Consider the following 16,157-nt stretch of genomic DNA (forward strand, 5'->3'; position numbering starts at 1 on the left):
CTCAAAGTCCCTGCCCCGGTTTCACGTCCTTCAACTCCATCGCTTTGGCCGGGTCGCGCATCATCTGGCCGATGATGTCCTGACGCTTGATGTCCTGACGGTGGCGCAGTGTCAGCACAATGGCACCGATCATGGCCACCAGCAGGATCAGGCCCGCCAGTTGGAACAGAAGGAAGTATTGATCGTATAGAATGACGCCTAGCGCCTCAGTGTTGTGGCGGTCGCTCGGTACCGGCTGCGCCAGATTGGCGGCGGCACCCTGCGCGCTGTCCCATGCTCCGATGGCCATGACGAACTGCATCAGGATCACCAATCCGATCAACAGCGCTAGCGGCATGTAGCGCGCCATCTCGGCCTTCAGCTCGGCAAAGTCCACATCCAGCATCATCACCACGAAGAGGAACAGAACCGCAACCGCGCCGACATAAACGATAATCAGCAGCATCGCCACGAACTCAGCCCCCAGCAGCACGAACAGGCCCGCCGAGGACAGAAAGGACAGGATCAGCCACAGCACCGAATGCACCGGCTGGCGGCTGATCACCGTGAACAGCCCGCCGGTGATGGCGCTGATGGCAAACAGATAGAAGGCAAAGACGGTCATTGATCCTCATCCTCGTTGTCGCCCATGACCTCTTGCGCCAGATCCAGCGCGCGGGTCATGGCCGGGATGCCGGCAAAGACCGACATCTGACCGATCGTTTCCACGATCTCTTGTTTCTTGGCGCCAGCCTCAAGCGCATGGCGCACGGTCTGACGCACCGCCGAGTCCGCCTGAGCGCCCTGACAGGTCAGCCCGGCCAGCGTCAGCAGAAGGCGAGTTTTGGCGTCCAGCCCGTCCTTGTTGACGGTATTGCCGAACATCATCTCCATGACCTCTTTGGGCATGGTTGGCCACAGCGCCTCGAACCCTTTGGGCGAGAAATTCTCCATCGCCGGGTTCATCGCCTTTGCCATGTCCTGAGCTTGCTTCATCATCAGCTCGAACGGATTTGTCGGACTGTCACTCATCTGTACGGCGCGTCCATTTCCAGATTGCGAGCGATTTCGGCTTCCCAGCGTTCGCCGTTATCCAGCAGTTTCTGCTTGTCGTAGAACAACTCTTCCCGGGTTTCGGTGGCGAATTCGAAATTCGGGCCCTCGACGATGGCATCAACCGGACATGCCTCCTGGCAGAAACCGCAATAGATGCATTTGGTCATGTCGATGTCATAGCGCGTGGTGCGGCGGCTTCCGTCTTCGCGCGGCTCGGCATCGATGGTGATGGCTTGTGCAGGACAGATCGCTTCGCACAGTTTGCAGGCGATGCAGCGTTCCTCACCGTTCGGATAACGGCGCAGGGCATGTTCACCCCGGAACCGCGGGGACAAGGGCCCCTTTTCATGCGGGTAGTTCACGGTGGCTTTTGGGGCGAAGAAATACTTCAAGCCCAATTTCATTCCGACCCAGAAGTCCTGCAGCAGGAAATACTTGGCGGCGCGGGTGTAGTCGATTTGAGTCATATCAGCCTCCTACGCTCCAACGGGCAAACGCGCCCCAGAACCAGTCGAATTTCGCCGCGAAGGCCACGAAGACGACCCAGACGAGGCTGAACGGCAAGAACACTTTCCAACCCAGGCGCATCAACTGGTCATAGCGGTAGCGGGGTGTGATCGCCTTGACCATCGCGAAGATGAAGAAGAAGAACGCCATCTTGGCAACCATCCACAACACGCCGTCAGGCAGGCCTGGGATCGGGGACAGCCAGCCGCCAAAGAACAGCAGTGTGGTCAGAGCACACATCAGGAAGATGGCGATGTATTCACCAGCCATGAAAAGCAGGAAAGGCGTGGCCGAGTATTCGACCTGATAGCCTGCAACCAGTTCCGATTCCGCCTCGGGCAGATCGAAGGGTGGACGGTTGGTTTCAGCCAATGCCGAGATGAAAAACAGGAACACCATCGGGAAATGCGGCAGCCAGTACCAGCTGAAGAACCCGAACGAGCCATCCTGTGCGCGGACGATATCACCAAAGTTCATCGAACCGGTCGAGATGATGATGCCGATGATGATCAGACCGATGGATACCTCGTATGAAATCATCTGCGCGGCAGAGCGCAGCGACCCAAGGAATGGATACTTTGAGTTCGACGCCCAACCACCCATAATCACGCCATAAACCTCAAGCGATGAGACTGCGAAGACATAGAGGATGGCGACGTTGATGTCCGACAGGACCCAGCCATCGTTGAACGGGATCACCGCCCAGGCGATCATCGCGAGGACAAAACTGGTCAATGGTGCGAGGATAAACACTGTACGGTCGGCACCTGCGGGAATGACGACCTCTTTCACCACATATTTCAGTGCGTCCGCCACCGATTGCAGCAGGCCGTATACGCCGACAACGTTGGGGCCGCGACGCATCTGGACGGCGGCCCAGATCTTGCGGTCGCCGTAAACGAGGAACAACAGCGAGATCATCACGAACGCAACAACAGCAAGCACTTGCGCCAGAATGATGATGGCTATTCCGCCTGGGGTGTTAAAGAAGTCAGCCATTGGTCCTCACACCGTGGGTATTTTGGTTTCCGCGTGCGATGCAAAGGCCAGATGCCTGCGCAATCTGCGGCTGGGTCGGCGCGTTGGTGTAAACAGCATCTGCCGTCTGTACGCCACCCTTAATCTTCAATTTCACACGCAAATCCGGCGCGGCTATCCGCCACCCGGGCACCGCGTACGTCTGCGATATGAAACGTTTCTGGTTCATTCAGCCGCAATCTTCTCAGTCTTGCGGGTCTGCGCCTGTGCCGATAGTTCGGCCATCAATTGCGAGGCGCGGGCAATCGGGTTGGTCAGGTAGAAATCCTTGATTGCATTGCGGAAGCTGGCTTCACCCAATTTTCCGGCTTGTAGCGCCACTGCTTCATTCTCAATCACCTCATCAATGCGCGCCAGATGCGGAACAGATTCGAGCAAGGAGGTGCGCAATTGAGCCAATGTATCGTAGGGCAGAGTAGCCCCCAGCTCGGCAGACAACGCCCTTAGGATTGCCCAGTTTTCCTTGGCCTCTCCCGGTGCAAAGCCTGCGCGCATGGCGAGTTGAGGACGCCCTTCGGTGTTCACGAACAGACCGTTTTCTTCTGTGTAAGCCGCCCCCGGCAGGATCACATCTGCGCGGTGCGCGCCACGATCGCCGTGACTGCCCTGATAGATCACAAAAGCACCCTCGCCGATCTCGACTTCGTCAGCACCGAGGTTATAGATCACATCGGCCGCGTTGACCGCCTCCATGCCACCTTCGTTGGTTGCATCCACATCCATCGCACCTACGCGCGATGCCGCGGTGTGCAGAACGATCAGCCCACTTTCGGTATTGCTTGCAATGGCTTGCGCGGCGGCCAGAACGGCAGAGCCATCGGCCTCCTGCAGCGCGCCCTGCCCGACGATGACAAGAGAGCGCTTGCTCTTGATCTCATCATCACCACCCATATCAACGATGGTCTGCAGCGCGGCACGGTCGCTGCCTACATGGTGATACTCATAGGTCAGATCGACGGCAGGCCCGACCAGGGCCACCTCGGCGCCGTGTGCCCAGGCCTTGCGGATACGAGCATTCAAAACCGGAGCCTCGTCACGCGGGTTGGTCCCGATCAACAGGATACGTTCAGCCGCATCAATATCTTCGATTGCCGCGGTCCCGGCATAGGCTGCTCGGTTACCCGCAGGTAGTTTGGCGCCGTCGGTGCGGCACTCAACGATACCGCCTTGCCCTTCGATCATCTGTTTCAGCGCATAGATGGCCTCAACCGAAGCCAGATCACCTACGATCCCAGCAGGTTTCTCGGCCCCCTTAAGAACCTCAGCAGCTTTGTTCAGTGCTTCTGGCCATGTGGCAGGACGCAGCTTGCCGTTTTCGCGCACATAAGGCCTGTCCAGTCGCTGACGCCGTAAGCCGTCCCAGACAAAGCGGGTCTTGTCGCTGATCCATTCCTCGTTCACACCGTCATGGTTGCGCGGCAGAAAGCGCATCACTTCACGCCCTTTGGTATCTACACGGATGCTTGAGCCCAAGGCGTCCATCACGTCGATACTCTCGGTTTTGGTCAGTTCCCAAGGGCGAGCGGTGAAGGCATATGGCTTCGAGGTCAACGCCCCTACCGGGCACAGATCGATGATGTTGCCCTGCAGGTTCGAATCCAGCGTCTGGTTCAGGTACGAGGTGATCTCGGCATCCTCGCCGCGTCCGGTCTGACCCATCTGGGTGATCCCGGCGACCTCTGTGGTGAAGCGCACGCAACGGGTACAACTGATGCAGCGAGTCATCGCGGTGCCAACCAGCGGACCAAGGTCCAGATCATCCACGGCACGCTTGGCTTCTTTGAAGCGCGTCCCTGACAGACCATAGGCCATGGCCTGATCCTGCAGGTCACACTCACCGCCCTGATCGCAGATCGGGCAATCCAGCGGGTGGTTGATCAGCAGAAACTCCATCACCCCTTCGCGGGCCTTCTTGACCATGGGCGAGTTCGTCTTGACCACCGGTGCCTGCCCTTCGGGACCCGGACGCAGATCGCGCACCTGCATCGCGCAGGAGGCCGCTGGTTTCGGCGGGCCGCCCACGACCTCGACCAGACACATCCGGCAGTTCCCGGCAATCGACAGACGCTCGTGATAGCAAAAGCGCGGCACTTCGACCCCGGCCTGCTCGCAGGCCTGGATCAGTGTCATCGCGCCATCGACTTCGATTTCCTGCCCGTCGATATTGACTTTGCGGAGGTCAGACATCGCTAGTTCGCCCTCAAATACACGCCGATGGCGCTGTTTCTTTCAATCTCTTTCCGCCCCAACGTGCAGAAAGAATTGGGATTTTCATAAGACACGCCGTTTTGGGTCAGATACGCCTCACCCTTGGCACGCATCCTGTCTTTCTCGGCATCCGAGTCCACATAGGCGCGGATTTCCTTGTCCGAATATCCCAGTTTGTTCGCCTTGGACCGCAGATCCCACATCACCCCAATCGCCTTAAGTCGACGCCCGCTGATCGACGGACAGTACTCCGAAATCTCATTTGCGATCGCGATGTAGTAGAGTTCGTTGTCTATCTCTTTGACATCCCTCAAGGGTGGTTTGGCTTCGGCCATTACAGGCATCGAAATCGCGCAAATCGCGGCCAGAAGTCGTACAACAGTCATGACATTTCCTTTCGTCTTGGGATTCCCAAGACGGCGGTCAGCCGGGCTGCTATGCAATAACAGCCCATGGGTTTTGCCGTGATATGCGATACGGTGGCTCATGGTCGCTGACAGCTTCCGGCATACGTCAGCTTATCGTTTTCGATCCGTAGATTTTGCGGCTCGGTCTCCGGCCCAACCTTCCATACAATTCTGGACGATCCAAAATTCTGAATGCAGAATTTTGTCGCCTCATAGCGGCCCGCTTCGCGTGCGCCTTCCAATGACTGCGAAACGCCATTCACAGTCACAGTGAAATCGGTAGGTGTCGTCTTCTTATCCACGTGTTTAGCGTTGGCGTTGAAGAAAATGCCATCAAACGCCACGCGGGTCGCCCTCGATTTCGCTGTACCGCAGGCAGATACAAGTAAGCTTCCCACCAATACCATTGTCATTACGAATACGCGTTTCGCCATCATGACCACTCCTGTTTCGTGGCTGGCGCTTGTGGCATCCGCTGATGCGCAGGAGAAAGCGTATGAAACAACATCCCGCTCACTCCGCCGCGACCTGTACGCAACGATTGTCGCGCCACTTGCTGGCCTGTTTCAATTCTGCCCACCCAAAGGCATGCTCGCTGGGTCCTTCCGAGCGCAGCTTTTCCAGACGATCCAGCGCTTCGGCCAAACTGGGGCAATGCCCTTCCCGCACCCACCACATGACAAAATGTTGTTCGCCAAGGATTTCGAACCACTCTTGCCGACGCTCGTAGAACTGTTTGTGGATAGTCCCCCAAACAAATTTCTCAAGGCTGGCGACGTCTTCCCAAACCGTCAGGTTCGCGACGAATTGCGGATCATCCCCGATGCTGTTTTCGGTGTTGCCTGTTCCCGGTTCTCCGGACCCTTCCATCATCCAGACAAAGCCGGACATCCGCTTGCCAAGCCCGTTGACGCGATCCAGGTTGGCCATGAATTCAGCCACGCGCGGATCGTCTGTTGGCGCCAACAAACGGCCGACATTCAACTCGGCCAGATGATATCCTTCGGGCTGGATCAAAACGCGGCCACCAAAGCAATAAGGCCAAGAATGAACATGCAGGCCCATCCAACCACATAAGCAACAGACCGGACCCCGCTATGCGGCTTGCCGATCCCGCGCAGGTGAATCACCAACATAACAACCCGCGCCAGCAGCGCTACTGAGGCCAGCAGGTTCACCCAGAACGGGCTGGCCCCCAACAGGATCGCCGCGACTGTAACAGTCAAAAAGGCAGGCAGAGTTTCAGTGCCGTTCAGATAAGCGCGGTTCAAACGATAGGCCCTGTCCGAATAATCCTGATCCGGAGTGGCCCCCGGTGCCAGCCCCTTGCCCGCTTTTGCAAGCGCCGAGAACGGCGACATGAACAGAACGATCAGGGTAAAGATCACCAAAGCGGCGATCGCGTGGGAATATTCGGCATAGACTTCCATCGATTTTACTCCGCTGCCATCGCACCCATGCGGCCCGATTTCTGGGCCTTGATGCGGTCCTCTATTTCTTCTCGGAAATTGCGGATCAGACCTTGGATCGGCCAGGCCGCCGCATCGCCAAGGGCGCAGATCGTGTGGCCTTCAACCTGTTTGGTGACGTCAAACAGCATGTCGATCTCTTCCAGTTCGGCTTCACCGCGTACAAGACGGTCCATCACGCGCATCATCCAACCAGTGCCTTCACGACATGGCGTACACTGGCCGCAACTTTCGTGCTTGTAGAACTTCGACAACCGCCAGATTGCCTTGATGATGTCGGTGGACCTGTCCATCACGATGACCGCTGCCGTGCCCAGACCCGAACCCAGCTCTCCACGCAGATAGTCAAAATCCATGATCGCGTCGCGCATGTTCTCACCGCGCACGCATGGCACCGAAGACCCGCCGGGTATTACCGCCAGCAGATTGTCCCAGCCGCCACGAATGCCGCCGCAATGGGTTTCAATCAGCTCTTCGAAGGAGATCGACATCGCCTCTTCGACGACACAGGGGTTGTTCACATGGCCCGAGATCGCAAACAGCTTGGTGCCCGCGTTGTTCTGACGGCCAAAACCGGCGAACCAGTCGGCACCACGCCGCAGAATCGTGGGCACAACGGCAATCGATTCCACATTGTTCACCGTGGTCGGGCAGCCATAAAGACCCGCACCCGCCGGAAACGGAGGCTTCATGCGCGGCATACCCTTCTTGCCCTCAAGGCTTTCGATCAGAGCAGTTTCCTCGCCGCAGATATAAGCCCCAGCGCCGTGATGCAGGAACAGGTCGAAATCCCAGCCGGAACCAGCAGCATTCTTCCCGAGCAGACCCGCGTCATAGGCTTCGTCAATCGCCGCCTGCAGAGCCTCACGCTCGCGGATGTATTCGCCGCGCAGGTAGATGTAGCAAGTATTCGCGTTCATTGCGAAAGACGCGATCAGGCACCCCTCGATCAGCGTGTGCGGATCATGACGCATAATCTCGCGGTCTTTGCACGTCCCGGGTTCGGATTCATCCGCGTTCACCACCAGATAAGCCGGGCGACCATCGCTTTCCTTGGGCATGAAAGACCATTTCAGACCGGTCGGGAAGCCCGCACCACCACGTCCGCGAAGCCCTGAGTCTTTCATTGTCTGGATGATCCAGTCGCGGCCTTTCTCGATCAGGCCAGCGGTGCCGTCCCAATGCCCGCGGGCCTGCGCGCCTTTCAACGTGCGCTCATGCATCCCGTAGATGTTGGTAAAGATCCTGTCCTGATCCTTCAGCATCGCGTGTTACCTTTGGCTGTCCTGACGCATGCGCCAGAGTTGAAATATGTTGACGCCCGCATAGATGAATCCTGCCAAAGCGGCAAAATCAAACAGCAGCGCATAACGCCCCGGCAATCCGATTGCAGGGCCAATGAACAAGGTCATTCCAAGCCAAATCACCATCGTCACCGCAATGACGATGCCGATATGTCGGCCCTTGCGGGCTATGGCCAGTTCCTTGTCCGTATCCATCTTGTCCTGATGCCCTAGGCGGGCACTCGTTTAATCTTCGTAAGTGCCGTCTTCTTTGGCACGTTTGGCAAACTCGGTTTCTTCACCTGCAGCCAGTTTCGCGGCTTGTTCGATCCACCCGTCCCGCTCGATCCGGCCTTTGAATTTCAGCCGTGCATCGACCCAGGCCACCTGCTCAAGCGTCCATGCAGCGATCTGGTCATAATGATAAAAGCCCAGCCGGTTCAGGGTTTCTTCCAGCTTCGGACCAACGCCCTTGAGCATCTTGAGATCATCCGGCTTGCCACCCCGCGCTGCTTTCAGCGTTTCCGGCTGATCCTCTTTCGCTGCTTTCGCTTCTGCGGCCTGTTTCACAGCAGGTTTCGCGGGGGTCGGCGCTTTGGGTGGCTTCGGCGCGGCTTTGGTCGCTGCTGCTTTGCCATCCTTGCCCAGCCACGGGGTCAGGATCGGAACCTCGGTCCCGTCGATGAGCTTGACGGTATCACCCAGATCGCTCGCTAGCTGGACGCTGGCGTTATACTGCGTACTGCCGCTGTCATATTCTGTCAGGCTTGTCAGCCCTTTGAGGGGTTCCGCCGCATAGCGCCCGTTCTGAGGACCCGGAGTCGGCACTTTGCCCGCCACCAGATCATCGAGAATCTTGCCAAAGCTCTCGGTCGTCAGATCTTCGTAGTAATCCTTACCGATCTGAGCCATCGGCGCGTTGGTGCAGGACCCGAGGCATTCCACCTCTTCCCAGCTCAGCTTACCGTCAGCAGACAGTTCATGCGGCTTGGTCGCGATCTTTTCCTTGCAGACCGCAATCAGATCCTCGGCCCCGCAGATCATGCAGGATGTCGTGCCGCACACCTGAATATGTGCCACCGATCCAACCGGCTGCAGCTGGAACATGAAGTAGAACGACGCGACCTCAAGCACGCGGATATAGGCCACACCCAGCATGTCGGCGACGGATTCAATCGCCGGACGGCTCAGCCAGCCCTCTTGTTCTTGCGCACGCCACAGCAGCGGGATCACCGCGCTGGCCTGACGGCCTTCGGGGTATTTGGTGATCTGCGCTTCGGCCCATTGCTGGTTGGCAGCGGTAAAGGCAAAGCTTTCGGGTTGTTCGGGGTGAAGACGGCGGAGCATTAGCGGTCAATCTCTCCAAATACGACGTCCATGGTGCCGATGATGGCGGCGACGTCGGCCAGTTGGTGTCCTCCGGCAACGTGGTCCATGGCTTGCAGGTGCAGGAAACCCGGCGCGCGGAGTTTGGCGCGGTAGGGCTTGTTGGTGCCGTCGGCGACCAAATAGACGCCGAACTCACCCTTGGGGGCTTCGACAGCGGCATAGACCTCGCCCGCAGGGACGTGGAAGCCTTCGGTATAGAGCTTGAAGTGATGGATCAGACTTTCCATCGAGGTCTTCATGTCCGAACGTTTCGGCGGGGTGATCTTGCCGCGTGCCAGAACGTCACCGGGGCAGTCACGGATTTTGGCGATGGCCTGACGGATGATCAGCAGCGACTGGCGCATCTCTTCCATGCGGACGAGATAGCGGTCATAGCAGTCGCCGTTTTTGCCGACGGGGATCTGAAACTCGAACTCGTCATAGCACTCATAGGGCTGCGCGCGGCGCAGGTCCCATGCCAGCCCCGATCCGCGCACCATTACGCCCGAGAAGCCGTATTTCTGAATGTCATCCTCGGTCACGACACCAATATCGGCGTTGCGCTGTTTGAAGATGCGGTTTTCGGTCAACAGGCCGTCAATGTCATCGAGAACGGCGGGAAACTCGTGGCTCCAAGCCTCGATATCGTCCAGCAGTTCCGGCGGCAGGTCCTGATGCACGCCTCCGGGGCGGAAATAGGCGGCGTGCAGGCGGGCACCACAGGCACGCTCGTAGAACACCATCAGCTTTTCACGCTCTTCAAAACCCCACAGAGGCGGGGTCAGCGCGCCAACGTCCATGGCTTGAGTGGTCACGTTCAGCAGGTGGTTAAGAATACGACCGATCTCGGAATACAAAACGCGGATCAAAGAGCCGCGACGCGGTACTTCAACACCGGTCAGTTTTTCGATGGCCAGACACCAGGCATGTTCCTGGTTCATCGGTGCCACGTAATCAAGACGGTCGAAATACGGCAGATTCTGCAGATACGTCCGACTTTCCATCAGCTTTTCGGTACCACGGTGCAATAGGCCGATATGCGGGTCGCAACGTTCGACGATCTCGCCGTCCAGCTCAAGTACAAGTCGCAGAACTCCGTGCGCCGCAGGGTGTTGCGGGCCGAAGTTAATGTTGAAGTTGCGGATCTTCTGTTCTCCGCTCAGCGCGTCCGTGCTGCCGTCATCGTATCTTGAGCCGTCCATCAACGCCCTCGTTTCTTCTTCGCTTCGGCCCGTACCCGGACCTTTTCCGCCTCAGCTGCCTTGGCAGCGGCCCCAGCCAGCAGAACCCCAAGCGCTCCCAACGCAATCAGTTCCCCCAGACCCATCAGCGGCGCTCCATCTCTTGCAGTTTCATGGCCATGATCCAAATCAGGATCAGCGTTCCAATCGGGATGACGCAGGCTACGACCCAGTATTTCTCGATCCCGAAATGCGGTAGCAGCTTCAGCATCGGGATAATCGTGGCAACCGTGACGGCAATCCAGATCAGGAACTCCATGACTTACGACTCCTGTTTTTCATCCCCCGGAAGAATGTAGTTCGCACCTTCCCACGGGGACATGAAATCAAATTGACGGTATTCCTGAACCAATGAGACCGATTCGTAGACCACGCGCTTTTGCGCTTCGTCATAGCGGACTTCAGTATAGCCAGTGGTCGGGAAATCCTTGCGCAGCGGATAGCCGCGGAAACCATAATCCGTAAGGATGCGTCGCAAGTCTGGATGACCCGAGAACAGGATGCCGAACATGTCGAACACCTCGCGCTCGAACCAATTGGCAGAGGGGTGCACGTCCACGATTGAAGGCACCATGTCATCTTCTCGGATCGAGACTCGCAAGCGAATGCGCTGGTTCTGATACATTGACAGGAAGTGGTAGACCACATCGAACCGCTTGGCCCGTTCGGGGTAGTCGACGCCGGTGATGTCAACCAGGGTCGAGAACTGGCAGGTCCGCTCACTTTTGAGAAACTCAATGAATTCCACCAGATTCGAAGGAGCCACATCGACGTTCAGCTCGCCATGGGTCACATCCCAGGCCAGAACGCAATCTGCACGTTTCAGCTCCAACTGAGCGCCGAGTTCTTTGAGTGCTTCGCTCATCTGCCCTCTCCCTTAGCGTACAATCGTGCCGGTGCGGCGGATTTTGCGTTGCAACTGCATCAGTCCATACAACAATGCCTCAGCGGTTGGAGGGCAGCCGGGCACGTAGATATCCACCGGAACAACCCGGTCACAGCCACGAACGACAGAATAAGAATAGTGATAGTACCCACCGCCATTCGCGCAGGAGCCCATCGAGATCACATAGCGCGGCTCGGGCATCTGGTCATAAACCTTGCGCAGCGCCGGGGCCATCTTGTTGGTCAGCGTTCCAGCGACGATCATCACATCAGACTGGCGCGGAGACGCACGAGGCGCGATGCCGAACCGTTCCGCGTCATACCGTGGCATCGACGTGTGCATCATCTCAACCGCGCAGCAGGCCAGACCAAAGGTCATCCAATGCAAGGATCCGGTCCGCGCCCAGTTGATGATGTCCTCGGTCGAGGTCAGCAGAAACCCCTTGTCCTGCAGTTCCGCATTCAGGGCCTGGGTGGCGACTTCCTTGTCGACGCCGGCGGTGTTTGCGCCCGTCATCACTCCCATTCCAGGGCCCCTTTCTTCCATTCATAGGCAAAGCCGATGGTCAGCACCGCCAGGAACACCATCATCGACCAGAACCCAACATCGCTGATGTCTTTGAAGCCAACGGCCCAGGGGAACAGGAAGGCGATTTCCAGATCAAAGATGATGAAGAGAATCGCGACCAGATAGAATCGGACGTCGAATTTCATCCGCGCATCGTCGAATGCGTTGAAGCCACATTCATAGGCGCTGACCTTTTCGGGGTCGGGATTGCGGACAGCCAGGACCACAGCAGCCAGAATCAGCACGATTCCAAGGCCTACGGCAACGGCCAGAAACACCAGAATCGGGAGGTACTCCCGCAGCAGGTCTTCCACGTATAGCTCCTTTCCTGCGCAAGTCCCGAAAGGGTGCGCCGTCAATTGGCGATTTGACTGGACATTCTCTATCCCTGTGGGGTCAGAGGGTCAACCGAACAGAAACGCGCAGGTCGGCATTGTTACAATCATCCAGCGGGCGATTGCGGAGAATACTTCTGGAACAAAGTGATCGGCTAAACCTAACTAATCCATGCAGGTTTTCGTTTGTCGAAAAAGGCGCCGATTCCCTCTTGCGCCTCATCAGTTTCCCAACGCGCGACAAGCTGTCGAATGGTGTGGTCAATCACCGCGTCATCAATTCGCGGCCCAAGTGACTGGATCAGCTGCTTGGCCGAAGACACTGCACCGGGTGCACAGGACAGATAGGGAAGCACCTCGGCTTCAACCGCCTCGGCCAACGTTTCAGCAGGCACTGCGCGGGCCAGCAGGCCCAGTTCGACCGCTTCCGCCGCTTCGAACAGGCGGGCAGACATAAAGACGCGCCGCGACCGTGCTTCGCCCATTCGGGCAATGACATAGGGTCCAATCGTCGCCGGAATCAGGCCAAGCCGCGTCTCGGTCAGACCCATCTTCAGGCTTTCCACACCGATCGCCACATCGCAGACCGAGGCCATCCCGACACCTCCACCAAACGCGTTTCCCTGCAACGCGCCGATCAAGGGTTTGGGCAGCGTATTTAAGGCATTCAGCATCTCAGCCAGCTTGCGCGCTTCGGCAAAACGCGTCTCGGGATCGGCAGCCATCTGCGCCTGCATCCAACCCAGATCACCCCCGGCGCAAAAGCTCTTGCCCGCGGCGGCCAGAACCACCACCCGCACCGCATCATCATTTGCCAATTGCCCAGCGGCCTTGGTTAGTTCTGCAATCATCTGCGCCGACAGTGCGTTGTGCTTCTCGGGTCGATCCAGCGTCAGAGTAGCCACGCCACGCGCGTCTGTGTTCAGCGTAATGGTCCCGAACATATCTTATTCCGCCCGCATTGCCCGCGCCATGCGCGCCGCCTGTTCCAGAACCGGCACATCCAGACCGGTCTCATATCCCAACCGTTCCAGATGTGCGGTCACGGCTTCGGTTGCGACATTACCGGCCGCACCCGGCGCATAAGGGCAACCACCCAGCCCGCCCACGGCGGTATCAAATACCCGCACACCCAAGGCAAGCGAAGCGTCTATGTTGTCGATTGCCCGCCCGTTGGTATCATGAAAATGTCCTGCAAGCCGGGTAACCGGCACTCGTTCGCGCACGGCCAGCAGCATATGAGCAATCTTGTCCGGCGTTCCCTGCCCAATTGTATCCCCCAGCGAAATCTCATAGCAGCCATGGGCAAACAGCGCGTCCGCCACCTCGGCCACCTTCTCGGGCGGGGTCGGGCCGTCATAGGGACAGTCGGTCACGCACGAGACATAGCCCCGGACGGGCAGATCAATATGTCGTGCCGCTTCGAGAATGGGCACAAACCGTTCGATGGATTCGGCAATCGTCGCGTTTATGTTCGCTTTCGAGAATCCCTCGGACGCCGAAGCAAACACCGCGATCTCATCTGCCTTGGCTGCCAACGCGTCCTCATACCCGCGCATATTCGGCGTCAGCGCAGCGTACCGCACGCCTTCGGTCCGTGTGATTCCAGCCATTACTTCACCGCTGCCCGCCATTTGCGGGACCCATTTCGGTGAGACAAAACTGGCAACTTCGATCCGGTTGAAACCGGCCCGGCTGAGGCAATCGACCAAGGCGACCTTCTCGGCCACCGGGATCTCGCGCTGTTCGTTCTGCAGGCCGTCGCGTGGCCCGACCTCGAATATTTCGACCCGTTCTTTCATCAGCGCATCCCTTCCCGGTTTCTTATCGTTTCAATTGCGGATGGCCCGACTTTGCCACGCAATCCACGGGCCGAACAGATCAATCCTCGGCCAACCGAACCAACGCCGCACCTGCCTCGACCTGTGCCCCCGCTTCGGCCAGCACTTCTGCAACCACGCCATCGCGAGCGGCTAATAGAGAATGCTCCATCTTCATGGCTTCCAGAATGGCCAGCCGGTCGCCCTCTTTCACCTCCTGCCCCGCCGAGGCGAAGACGGCCTTGACCAGCCCGGGCATCGGCGCCTCGATCACGTTGGTGTCACCTGCAGCACTGGCATCGCGGTCCAGAGGGTCAATGACCTCAAATACCTGCCCATAGTCGTCGAATACAGTGACCTGTGACCCGGCCATGACAACATTGGGCATGGGTGTCCCATCGATGGTCCAGCCAGCGCCACGCCGCCGCGCAACAAGCTGCGCACCTTCGATCTCCCAAATCTGCCGATCCGGGCCTTCGACCTGGACATCCAGATCAACAACCTCTCCGTCCCGCAGTAACTGCACAGCGCGATGTAACGGTGCCCATAGCGTAAAGCCCGTTTCAGAGACCGTCTCGGCCAGACCCAACGCCGTCATCGCCGCAGCCACTGCCGAAGCGTTGCTTACGCCAGCTTCCTGCACCAGATCATCAAGATCCCGCCCGATCAGCCCGGTATCCACGTCGCCCGACGCAAACCCGCTGTGCCGCGTCAGAGCACCAAGGAAGGCGAGATTTGTGACAGTCCCGGCGACCTCGGTCTGGCGCAAGGTCCGGTGGAGATTTTCCAAAGCGACCGCGCGTGTCGGGCCATGCACCACGACCTTGGCGATCATAGGGTCGTACCATGGGCTGATCGTATCCCCGGCGCGCACGCCACTGTCGGCACGGCAGCCTTCCGGGAACTGTAGATGAGTCAGCGTACCCGTCGCAGGCAGAAAGCCTTTGGGCACATCTTCGGCATAAAGCCTCGCCTCAAAGGAATGCCCGCGGATCGACAAATCGCCCTGCCGCTTCGGCAGGCTTTCACCCGCTGCTACGCGCAACTGCCATTCGACCAGATCAACGCCGGTAATGGCCTCGGTCACCGGGTGCTCGACTTGCAGGCGCGTATTCATCTCCATGAACCAGAACCGATCCGGGCGCAGCCCGTCCGAGGCATCGACGATGAACTCAACCGTCCCTGCACCTTTGTAGCCAATCGCCTCAGCCGCGCGCACGCCCGCCTGCCCCATCGCCTCACGCATCTCGGCAGTCATTCCAGGGGCTGGGGCCTCTTCGATCACTTTCTGATGTCGCCGCTGCAACGAGCAGTCGCGTTCAAACAGATGCACCGCATGGGTGCCATCGCCGAACACCTGCACCTCGATATGGCGGGGCTTGGCGACGAATTTCTCGACAAGTACAGCATCATTACCGAACGCCGTCTTTGCCTCACCGCGCGCGCTGTCCAATGCAGCCGAGAACTCCTCGGGCGCCTCGACCAGCCGCATCCCCTTGCCACCACCACCTGCAACGGCCTTGATCAAAACGGGATACCCGATGGTATCTGCCGCGCCAGCCAGATGTTCAGGGTCCTGATTGTCGCCATGATAGCCGGGGACGACGGGAACTCCTGCGTCCTCCATCAATACCTTGGCTGCATCCTTAAGGCCCATCTTGCGGATCGCGTCCGCCGATGGCCCGATGAAGGTCAGACCTGCAGCCTCGACTGCATCCACAAAATCCGGGTTTTCGGACAAGAACCCATAACCAGGATGGATCGCCTGCGCTCCTGTATCCAGCGCCGCCTGAATGATCACATCACCCTTCAGATAGCTTTCGGCTGGGGCCGCGCCACCAATATGCACCGCTTCATCCGCCATCTGCGCATGCTTGGCCGATGCATCAGCATCCGAATACACAGCCACACAAGATACGCCCATCTTCTGAGCAGTTTCCATGACTCGGCAGGCGATCTCGCCGCGGTTGGCAATCAGGATTTTGTTAAACAT

General features: G+C 58.4%; 21 protein-coding genes. All 21 read right to left on the reverse strand.

What is annotated here, in order from left to right; genetic code table 11:
* Position 1 precedes the first annotated feature (1 nt).
* The 21 genes from ACR0DE_RS16595 to ACR0DE_RS16695 all read right to left on the reverse strand — a co-directional run bounded on the left by ACR0DE_RS16595 (position 2) and on the right by ACR0DE_RS16695 (position 16,157).
* Entirely contained in the window at positions 2–604 is a 603-nt protein-coding gene (locus tag ACR0DE_RS16595) for an NADH-quinone oxidoreductase subunit J (protein WP_170397038.1), read from the reverse strand.
* Complete coding sequence (locus ACR0DE_RS16600; protein ID WP_010442761.1) at positions 601–1,011, reverse strand: carboxymuconolactone decarboxylase family protein; 411 nt, start codon at positions 1,009–1,011, stop codon at positions 601–603. Before ACR0DE_RS16600 ends, ACR0DE_RS16595 begins: the two co-directional genes overlap by 4 nt.
* Positions 1,008–1,502 carry an NADH-quinone oxidoreductase subunit NuoI gene (nuoI, locus tag ACR0DE_RS16605; RefSeq protein WP_170397042.1) on the reverse strand — a complete coding sequence of 165 codons (495 nt, stop codon included), beginning with the start codon at positions 1,500–1,502 and terminating at the stop codon, positions 1,008–1,010. Before nuoI ends, ACR0DE_RS16600 begins: the two co-directional genes overlap by 4 nt.
* A gap of 1 nt (position 1,503) precedes the next feature.
* A complete protein-coding gene (nuoH, locus tag ACR0DE_RS16610) occupies positions 1,504–2,541 on the reverse strand; it encodes an NADH-quinone oxidoreductase subunit NuoH (protein ID WP_039534288.1) in 1,038 nt (345 codons plus the stop codon).
* Between the two features lie 204 nt (positions 2,542–2,745).
* On the reverse strand, positions 2,746–4,767 hold the full coding sequence (gene nuoG / locus ACR0DE_RS16615) for an NADH-quinone oxidoreductase subunit NuoG (RefSeq protein WP_480754355.1): 2,022 nt from the start codon (positions 4,765–4,767) through the stop codon (positions 2,746–2,748).
* A gap of 2 nt (positions 4,768–4,769) precedes the next feature.
* Positions 4,770–5,174: a DUF5333 domain-containing protein gene (locus tag ACR0DE_RS16620; RefSeq protein ID WP_170424103.1), complete on the reverse strand. Its 405-nt coding sequence runs from the start codon at positions 5,172–5,174 to the stop codon at positions 4,770–4,772.
* A 98-nt stretch (positions 5,175–5,272) separates the two neighbouring features.
* A complete protein-coding gene (locus ACR0DE_RS16625) occupies positions 5,273–5,632 on the reverse strand; it encodes a hypothetical protein (RefSeq protein ID WP_170397047.1) in 360 nt (119 codons plus the stop codon).
* A gap of 76 nt (positions 5,633–5,708) precedes the next feature.
* The gene (locus ACR0DE_RS16630) at positions 5,709–6,212 is read right to left on the reverse strand and encodes a DUF3291 domain-containing protein (RefSeq protein ID WP_170403991.1); all 504 of its coding nucleotides are present in this window, start codon (positions 6,210–6,212) and stop codon (positions 5,709–5,711) included.
* The gene (locus ACR0DE_RS16635; protein ID WP_170424105.1) at positions 6,209–6,625 is read right to left on the reverse strand and encodes an MAPEG family protein; all 417 of its coding nucleotides are present in this window, start codon (positions 6,623–6,625) and stop codon (positions 6,209–6,211) included. Before ACR0DE_RS16635 ends, ACR0DE_RS16630 begins: the two co-directional genes overlap by 4 nt.
* A gap of 5 nt (positions 6,626–6,630) precedes the next feature.
* The gene (nuoF, locus tag ACR0DE_RS16640; protein ID WP_170397053.1) at positions 6,631–7,929 is read right to left on the reverse strand and encodes an NADH-quinone oxidoreductase subunit NuoF; all 1,299 of its coding nucleotides are present in this window, start codon (positions 7,927–7,929) and stop codon (positions 6,631–6,633) included.
* A gap of 6 nt (positions 7,930–7,935) precedes the next feature.
* Positions 7,936–8,163, reverse strand: coding sequence for a DUF5337 domain-containing protein (locus ACR0DE_RS16645; protein ID WP_170404000.1), 228 nt, complete (start codon positions 8,161–8,163; stop codon positions 7,936–7,938).
* Between the two features lie 30 nt (positions 8,164–8,193).
* Positions 8,194–9,294 (reverse strand): NADH-quinone oxidoreductase subunit NuoE, encoded by a 1,101-nt coding sequence (gene nuoE, locus ACR0DE_RS16650; RefSeq protein WP_480754358.1) that lies wholly within the window; start codon positions 9,292–9,294, stop codon positions 8,194–8,196.
* Positions 9,294–10,517, reverse strand: a complete 1,224-nt coding sequence (locus tag ACR0DE_RS16655; RefSeq protein WP_010442773.1) for an NADH-quinone oxidoreductase subunit D — start codon at positions 10,515–10,517, stop codon at positions 9,294–9,296. Before ACR0DE_RS16655 ends, nuoE begins: the two co-directional genes overlap by 1 nt.
* Entirely contained in the window at positions 10,517–10,642 is a 126-nt protein-coding gene (locus ACR0DE_RS16660) for a hypothetical protein (RefSeq protein ID WP_010442774.1), read from the reverse strand. Before ACR0DE_RS16660 ends, ACR0DE_RS16655 begins: the two co-directional genes overlap by 1 nt.
* Positions 10,642–10,815 carry a hypothetical protein gene (locus tag ACR0DE_RS16665; RefSeq protein WP_170397057.1) on the reverse strand — a complete coding sequence of 58 codons (174 nt, stop codon included), beginning with the start codon at positions 10,813–10,815 and terminating at the stop codon, positions 10,642–10,644. The genes ACR0DE_RS16660 and ACR0DE_RS16665 overlap by 1 nt, the downstream gene beginning before the upstream one ends.
* A 3-nt stretch (positions 10,816–10,818) precedes the next feature.
* On the reverse strand, positions 10,819–11,421 hold the full coding sequence (locus tag ACR0DE_RS16670) for an NADH-quinone oxidoreductase subunit C (protein ID WP_480754360.1): 603 nt from the start codon (positions 11,419–11,421) through the stop codon (positions 10,819–10,821).
* A gap of 12 nt (positions 11,422–11,433) precedes the next feature.
* Positions 11,434–11,967: a NuoB/complex I 20 kDa subunit family protein gene (locus tag ACR0DE_RS16675; RefSeq protein WP_010442777.1), complete on the reverse strand. Its 534-nt coding sequence runs from the start codon at positions 11,965–11,967 to the stop codon at positions 11,434–11,436.
* Positions 11,958–12,323, reverse strand: coding sequence for an NADH-quinone oxidoreductase subunit A (locus ACR0DE_RS16680; RefSeq protein ID WP_010442778.1), 366 nt, complete (start codon positions 12,321–12,323; stop codon positions 11,958–11,960). The genes ACR0DE_RS16675 and ACR0DE_RS16680 overlap by 10 nt, the downstream gene beginning before the upstream one ends.
* A gap of 182 nt (positions 12,324–12,505) precedes the next feature.
* Positions 12,506–13,288: a crotonase/enoyl-CoA hydratase family protein gene (locus ACR0DE_RS16685; protein WP_480754361.1), complete on the reverse strand. Its 783-nt coding sequence runs from the start codon at positions 13,286–13,288 to the stop codon at positions 12,506–12,508.
* A gap of 3 nt (positions 13,289–13,291) precedes the next feature.
* On the reverse strand, positions 13,292–14,146 hold the full coding sequence (locus tag ACR0DE_RS16690; protein WP_170397063.1) for a hydroxymethylglutaryl-CoA lyase: 855 nt from the start codon (positions 14,144–14,146) through the stop codon (positions 13,292–13,294).
* Positions 14,147–14,225: 79 nt separating this feature from the next.
* Positions 14,226–16,157 (reverse strand): acetyl-CoA carboxylase biotin carboxylase subunit, encoded by a 1,932-nt coding sequence (locus tag ACR0DE_RS16695; RefSeq protein ID WP_170397065.1) that lies wholly within the window; start codon positions 16,155–16,157, stop codon positions 14,226–14,228.

Source organism: Ruegeria sp. C10, from assembly GCF_056537805.1.

Excerpts from the sequence above, each read along its gene's own strand:
- ACR0DE_RS16635 (WP_170424105.1), bottom strand. The coding sequence starts at position 6,625 with ATGGAAGTCTATGCCGAATATTCCCACGCGATCGCCGCTTTGGTGATC.
- nuoG (WP_480754355.1), bottom strand. The coding sequence starts at position 4,767 with ATGTCTGACCTCCGCAAAGTCAATATCGACGGGCAGGAAATCGAAGTC.
- ACR0DE_RS16670 (WP_480754360.1), bottom strand. The coding sequence starts at position 11,421 with ATGAGCGAAGCACTCAAAGAACTCGGCGCTCAGTTGGAGCTGAAACGT.
- ACR0DE_RS16665 (WP_170397057.1), bottom strand. The coding sequence starts at position 10,815 with ATGGAGTTCCTGATCTGGATTGCCGTCACGGTTGCCACGATTATCCCG.
- ACR0DE_RS16620 (WP_170424103.1), bottom strand. The coding sequence starts at position 5,174 with ATGACTGTTGTACGACTTCTGGCCGCGATTTGCGCGATTTCGATGCCT.
- ACR0DE_RS16695 (WP_170397065.1), bottom strand. The coding sequence starts at position 16,157 with ATGTTTAACAAAATCCTGATTGCCAACCGCGGCGAGATCGCCTGCCGA.
- ACR0DE_RS16595 (WP_170397038.1), bottom strand. The coding sequence starts at position 604 with ATGACCGTCTTTGCCTTCTATCTGTTTGCCATCAGCGCCATCACCGGC.
- ACR0DE_RS16660 (WP_010442774.1), bottom strand. The coding sequence starts at position 10,642 with ATGGGTCTGGGGGAACTGATTGCGTTGGGAGCGCTTGGGGTTCTGCTG.
- ACR0DE_RS16600 (WP_010442761.1), bottom strand. The coding sequence starts at position 1,011 with ATGAGTGACAGTCCGACAAATCCGTTCGAGCTGATGATGAAGCAAGCT.
- nuoF (WP_170397053.1), bottom strand. The coding sequence starts at position 7,929 with ATGCTGAAGGATCAGGACAGGATCTTTACCAACATCTACGGGATGCAT.
- ACR0DE_RS16625 (WP_170397047.1), bottom strand. The coding sequence starts at position 5,632 with ATGATGGCGAAACGCGTATTCGTAATGACAATGGTATTGGTGGGAAGC.
- ACR0DE_RS16675 (WP_010442777.1), bottom strand. The coding sequence starts at position 11,967 with ATGGGAGTGATGACGGGCGCAAACACCGCCGGCGTCGACAAGGAAGTC.
- ACR0DE_RS16685 (WP_480754361.1), bottom strand. The coding sequence starts at position 13,288 with ATGTTCGGGACCATTACGCTGAACACAGACGCGCGTGGCGTGGCTACT.
- ACR0DE_RS16655 (WP_010442773.1), bottom strand. The coding sequence starts at position 10,517 with ATGGACGGCTCAAGATACGATGACGGCAGCACGGACGCGCTGAGCGGA.
- nuoH (WP_039534288.1), bottom strand. The coding sequence starts at position 2,541 with ATGGCTGACTTCTTTAACACCCCAGGCGGAATAGCCATCATCATTCTG.
- ACR0DE_RS16645 (WP_170404000.1), bottom strand. The coding sequence starts at position 8,163 with ATGGATACGGACAAGGAACTGGCCATAGCCCGCAAGGGCCGACATATC.
- nuoI (WP_170397042.1), bottom strand. The coding sequence starts at position 1,502 with ATGACTCAAATCGACTACACCCGCGCCGCCAAGTATTTCCTGCTGCAG.
- ACR0DE_RS16690 (WP_170397063.1), bottom strand. The coding sequence starts at position 14,146 with ATGAAAGAACGGGTCGAAATATTCGAGGTCGGGCCACGCGACGGCCTG.
- nuoE (WP_480754358.1), bottom strand. The coding sequence starts at position 9,294 with ATGCTCCGCCGTCTTCACCCCGAACAACCCGAAAGCTTTGCCTTTACC.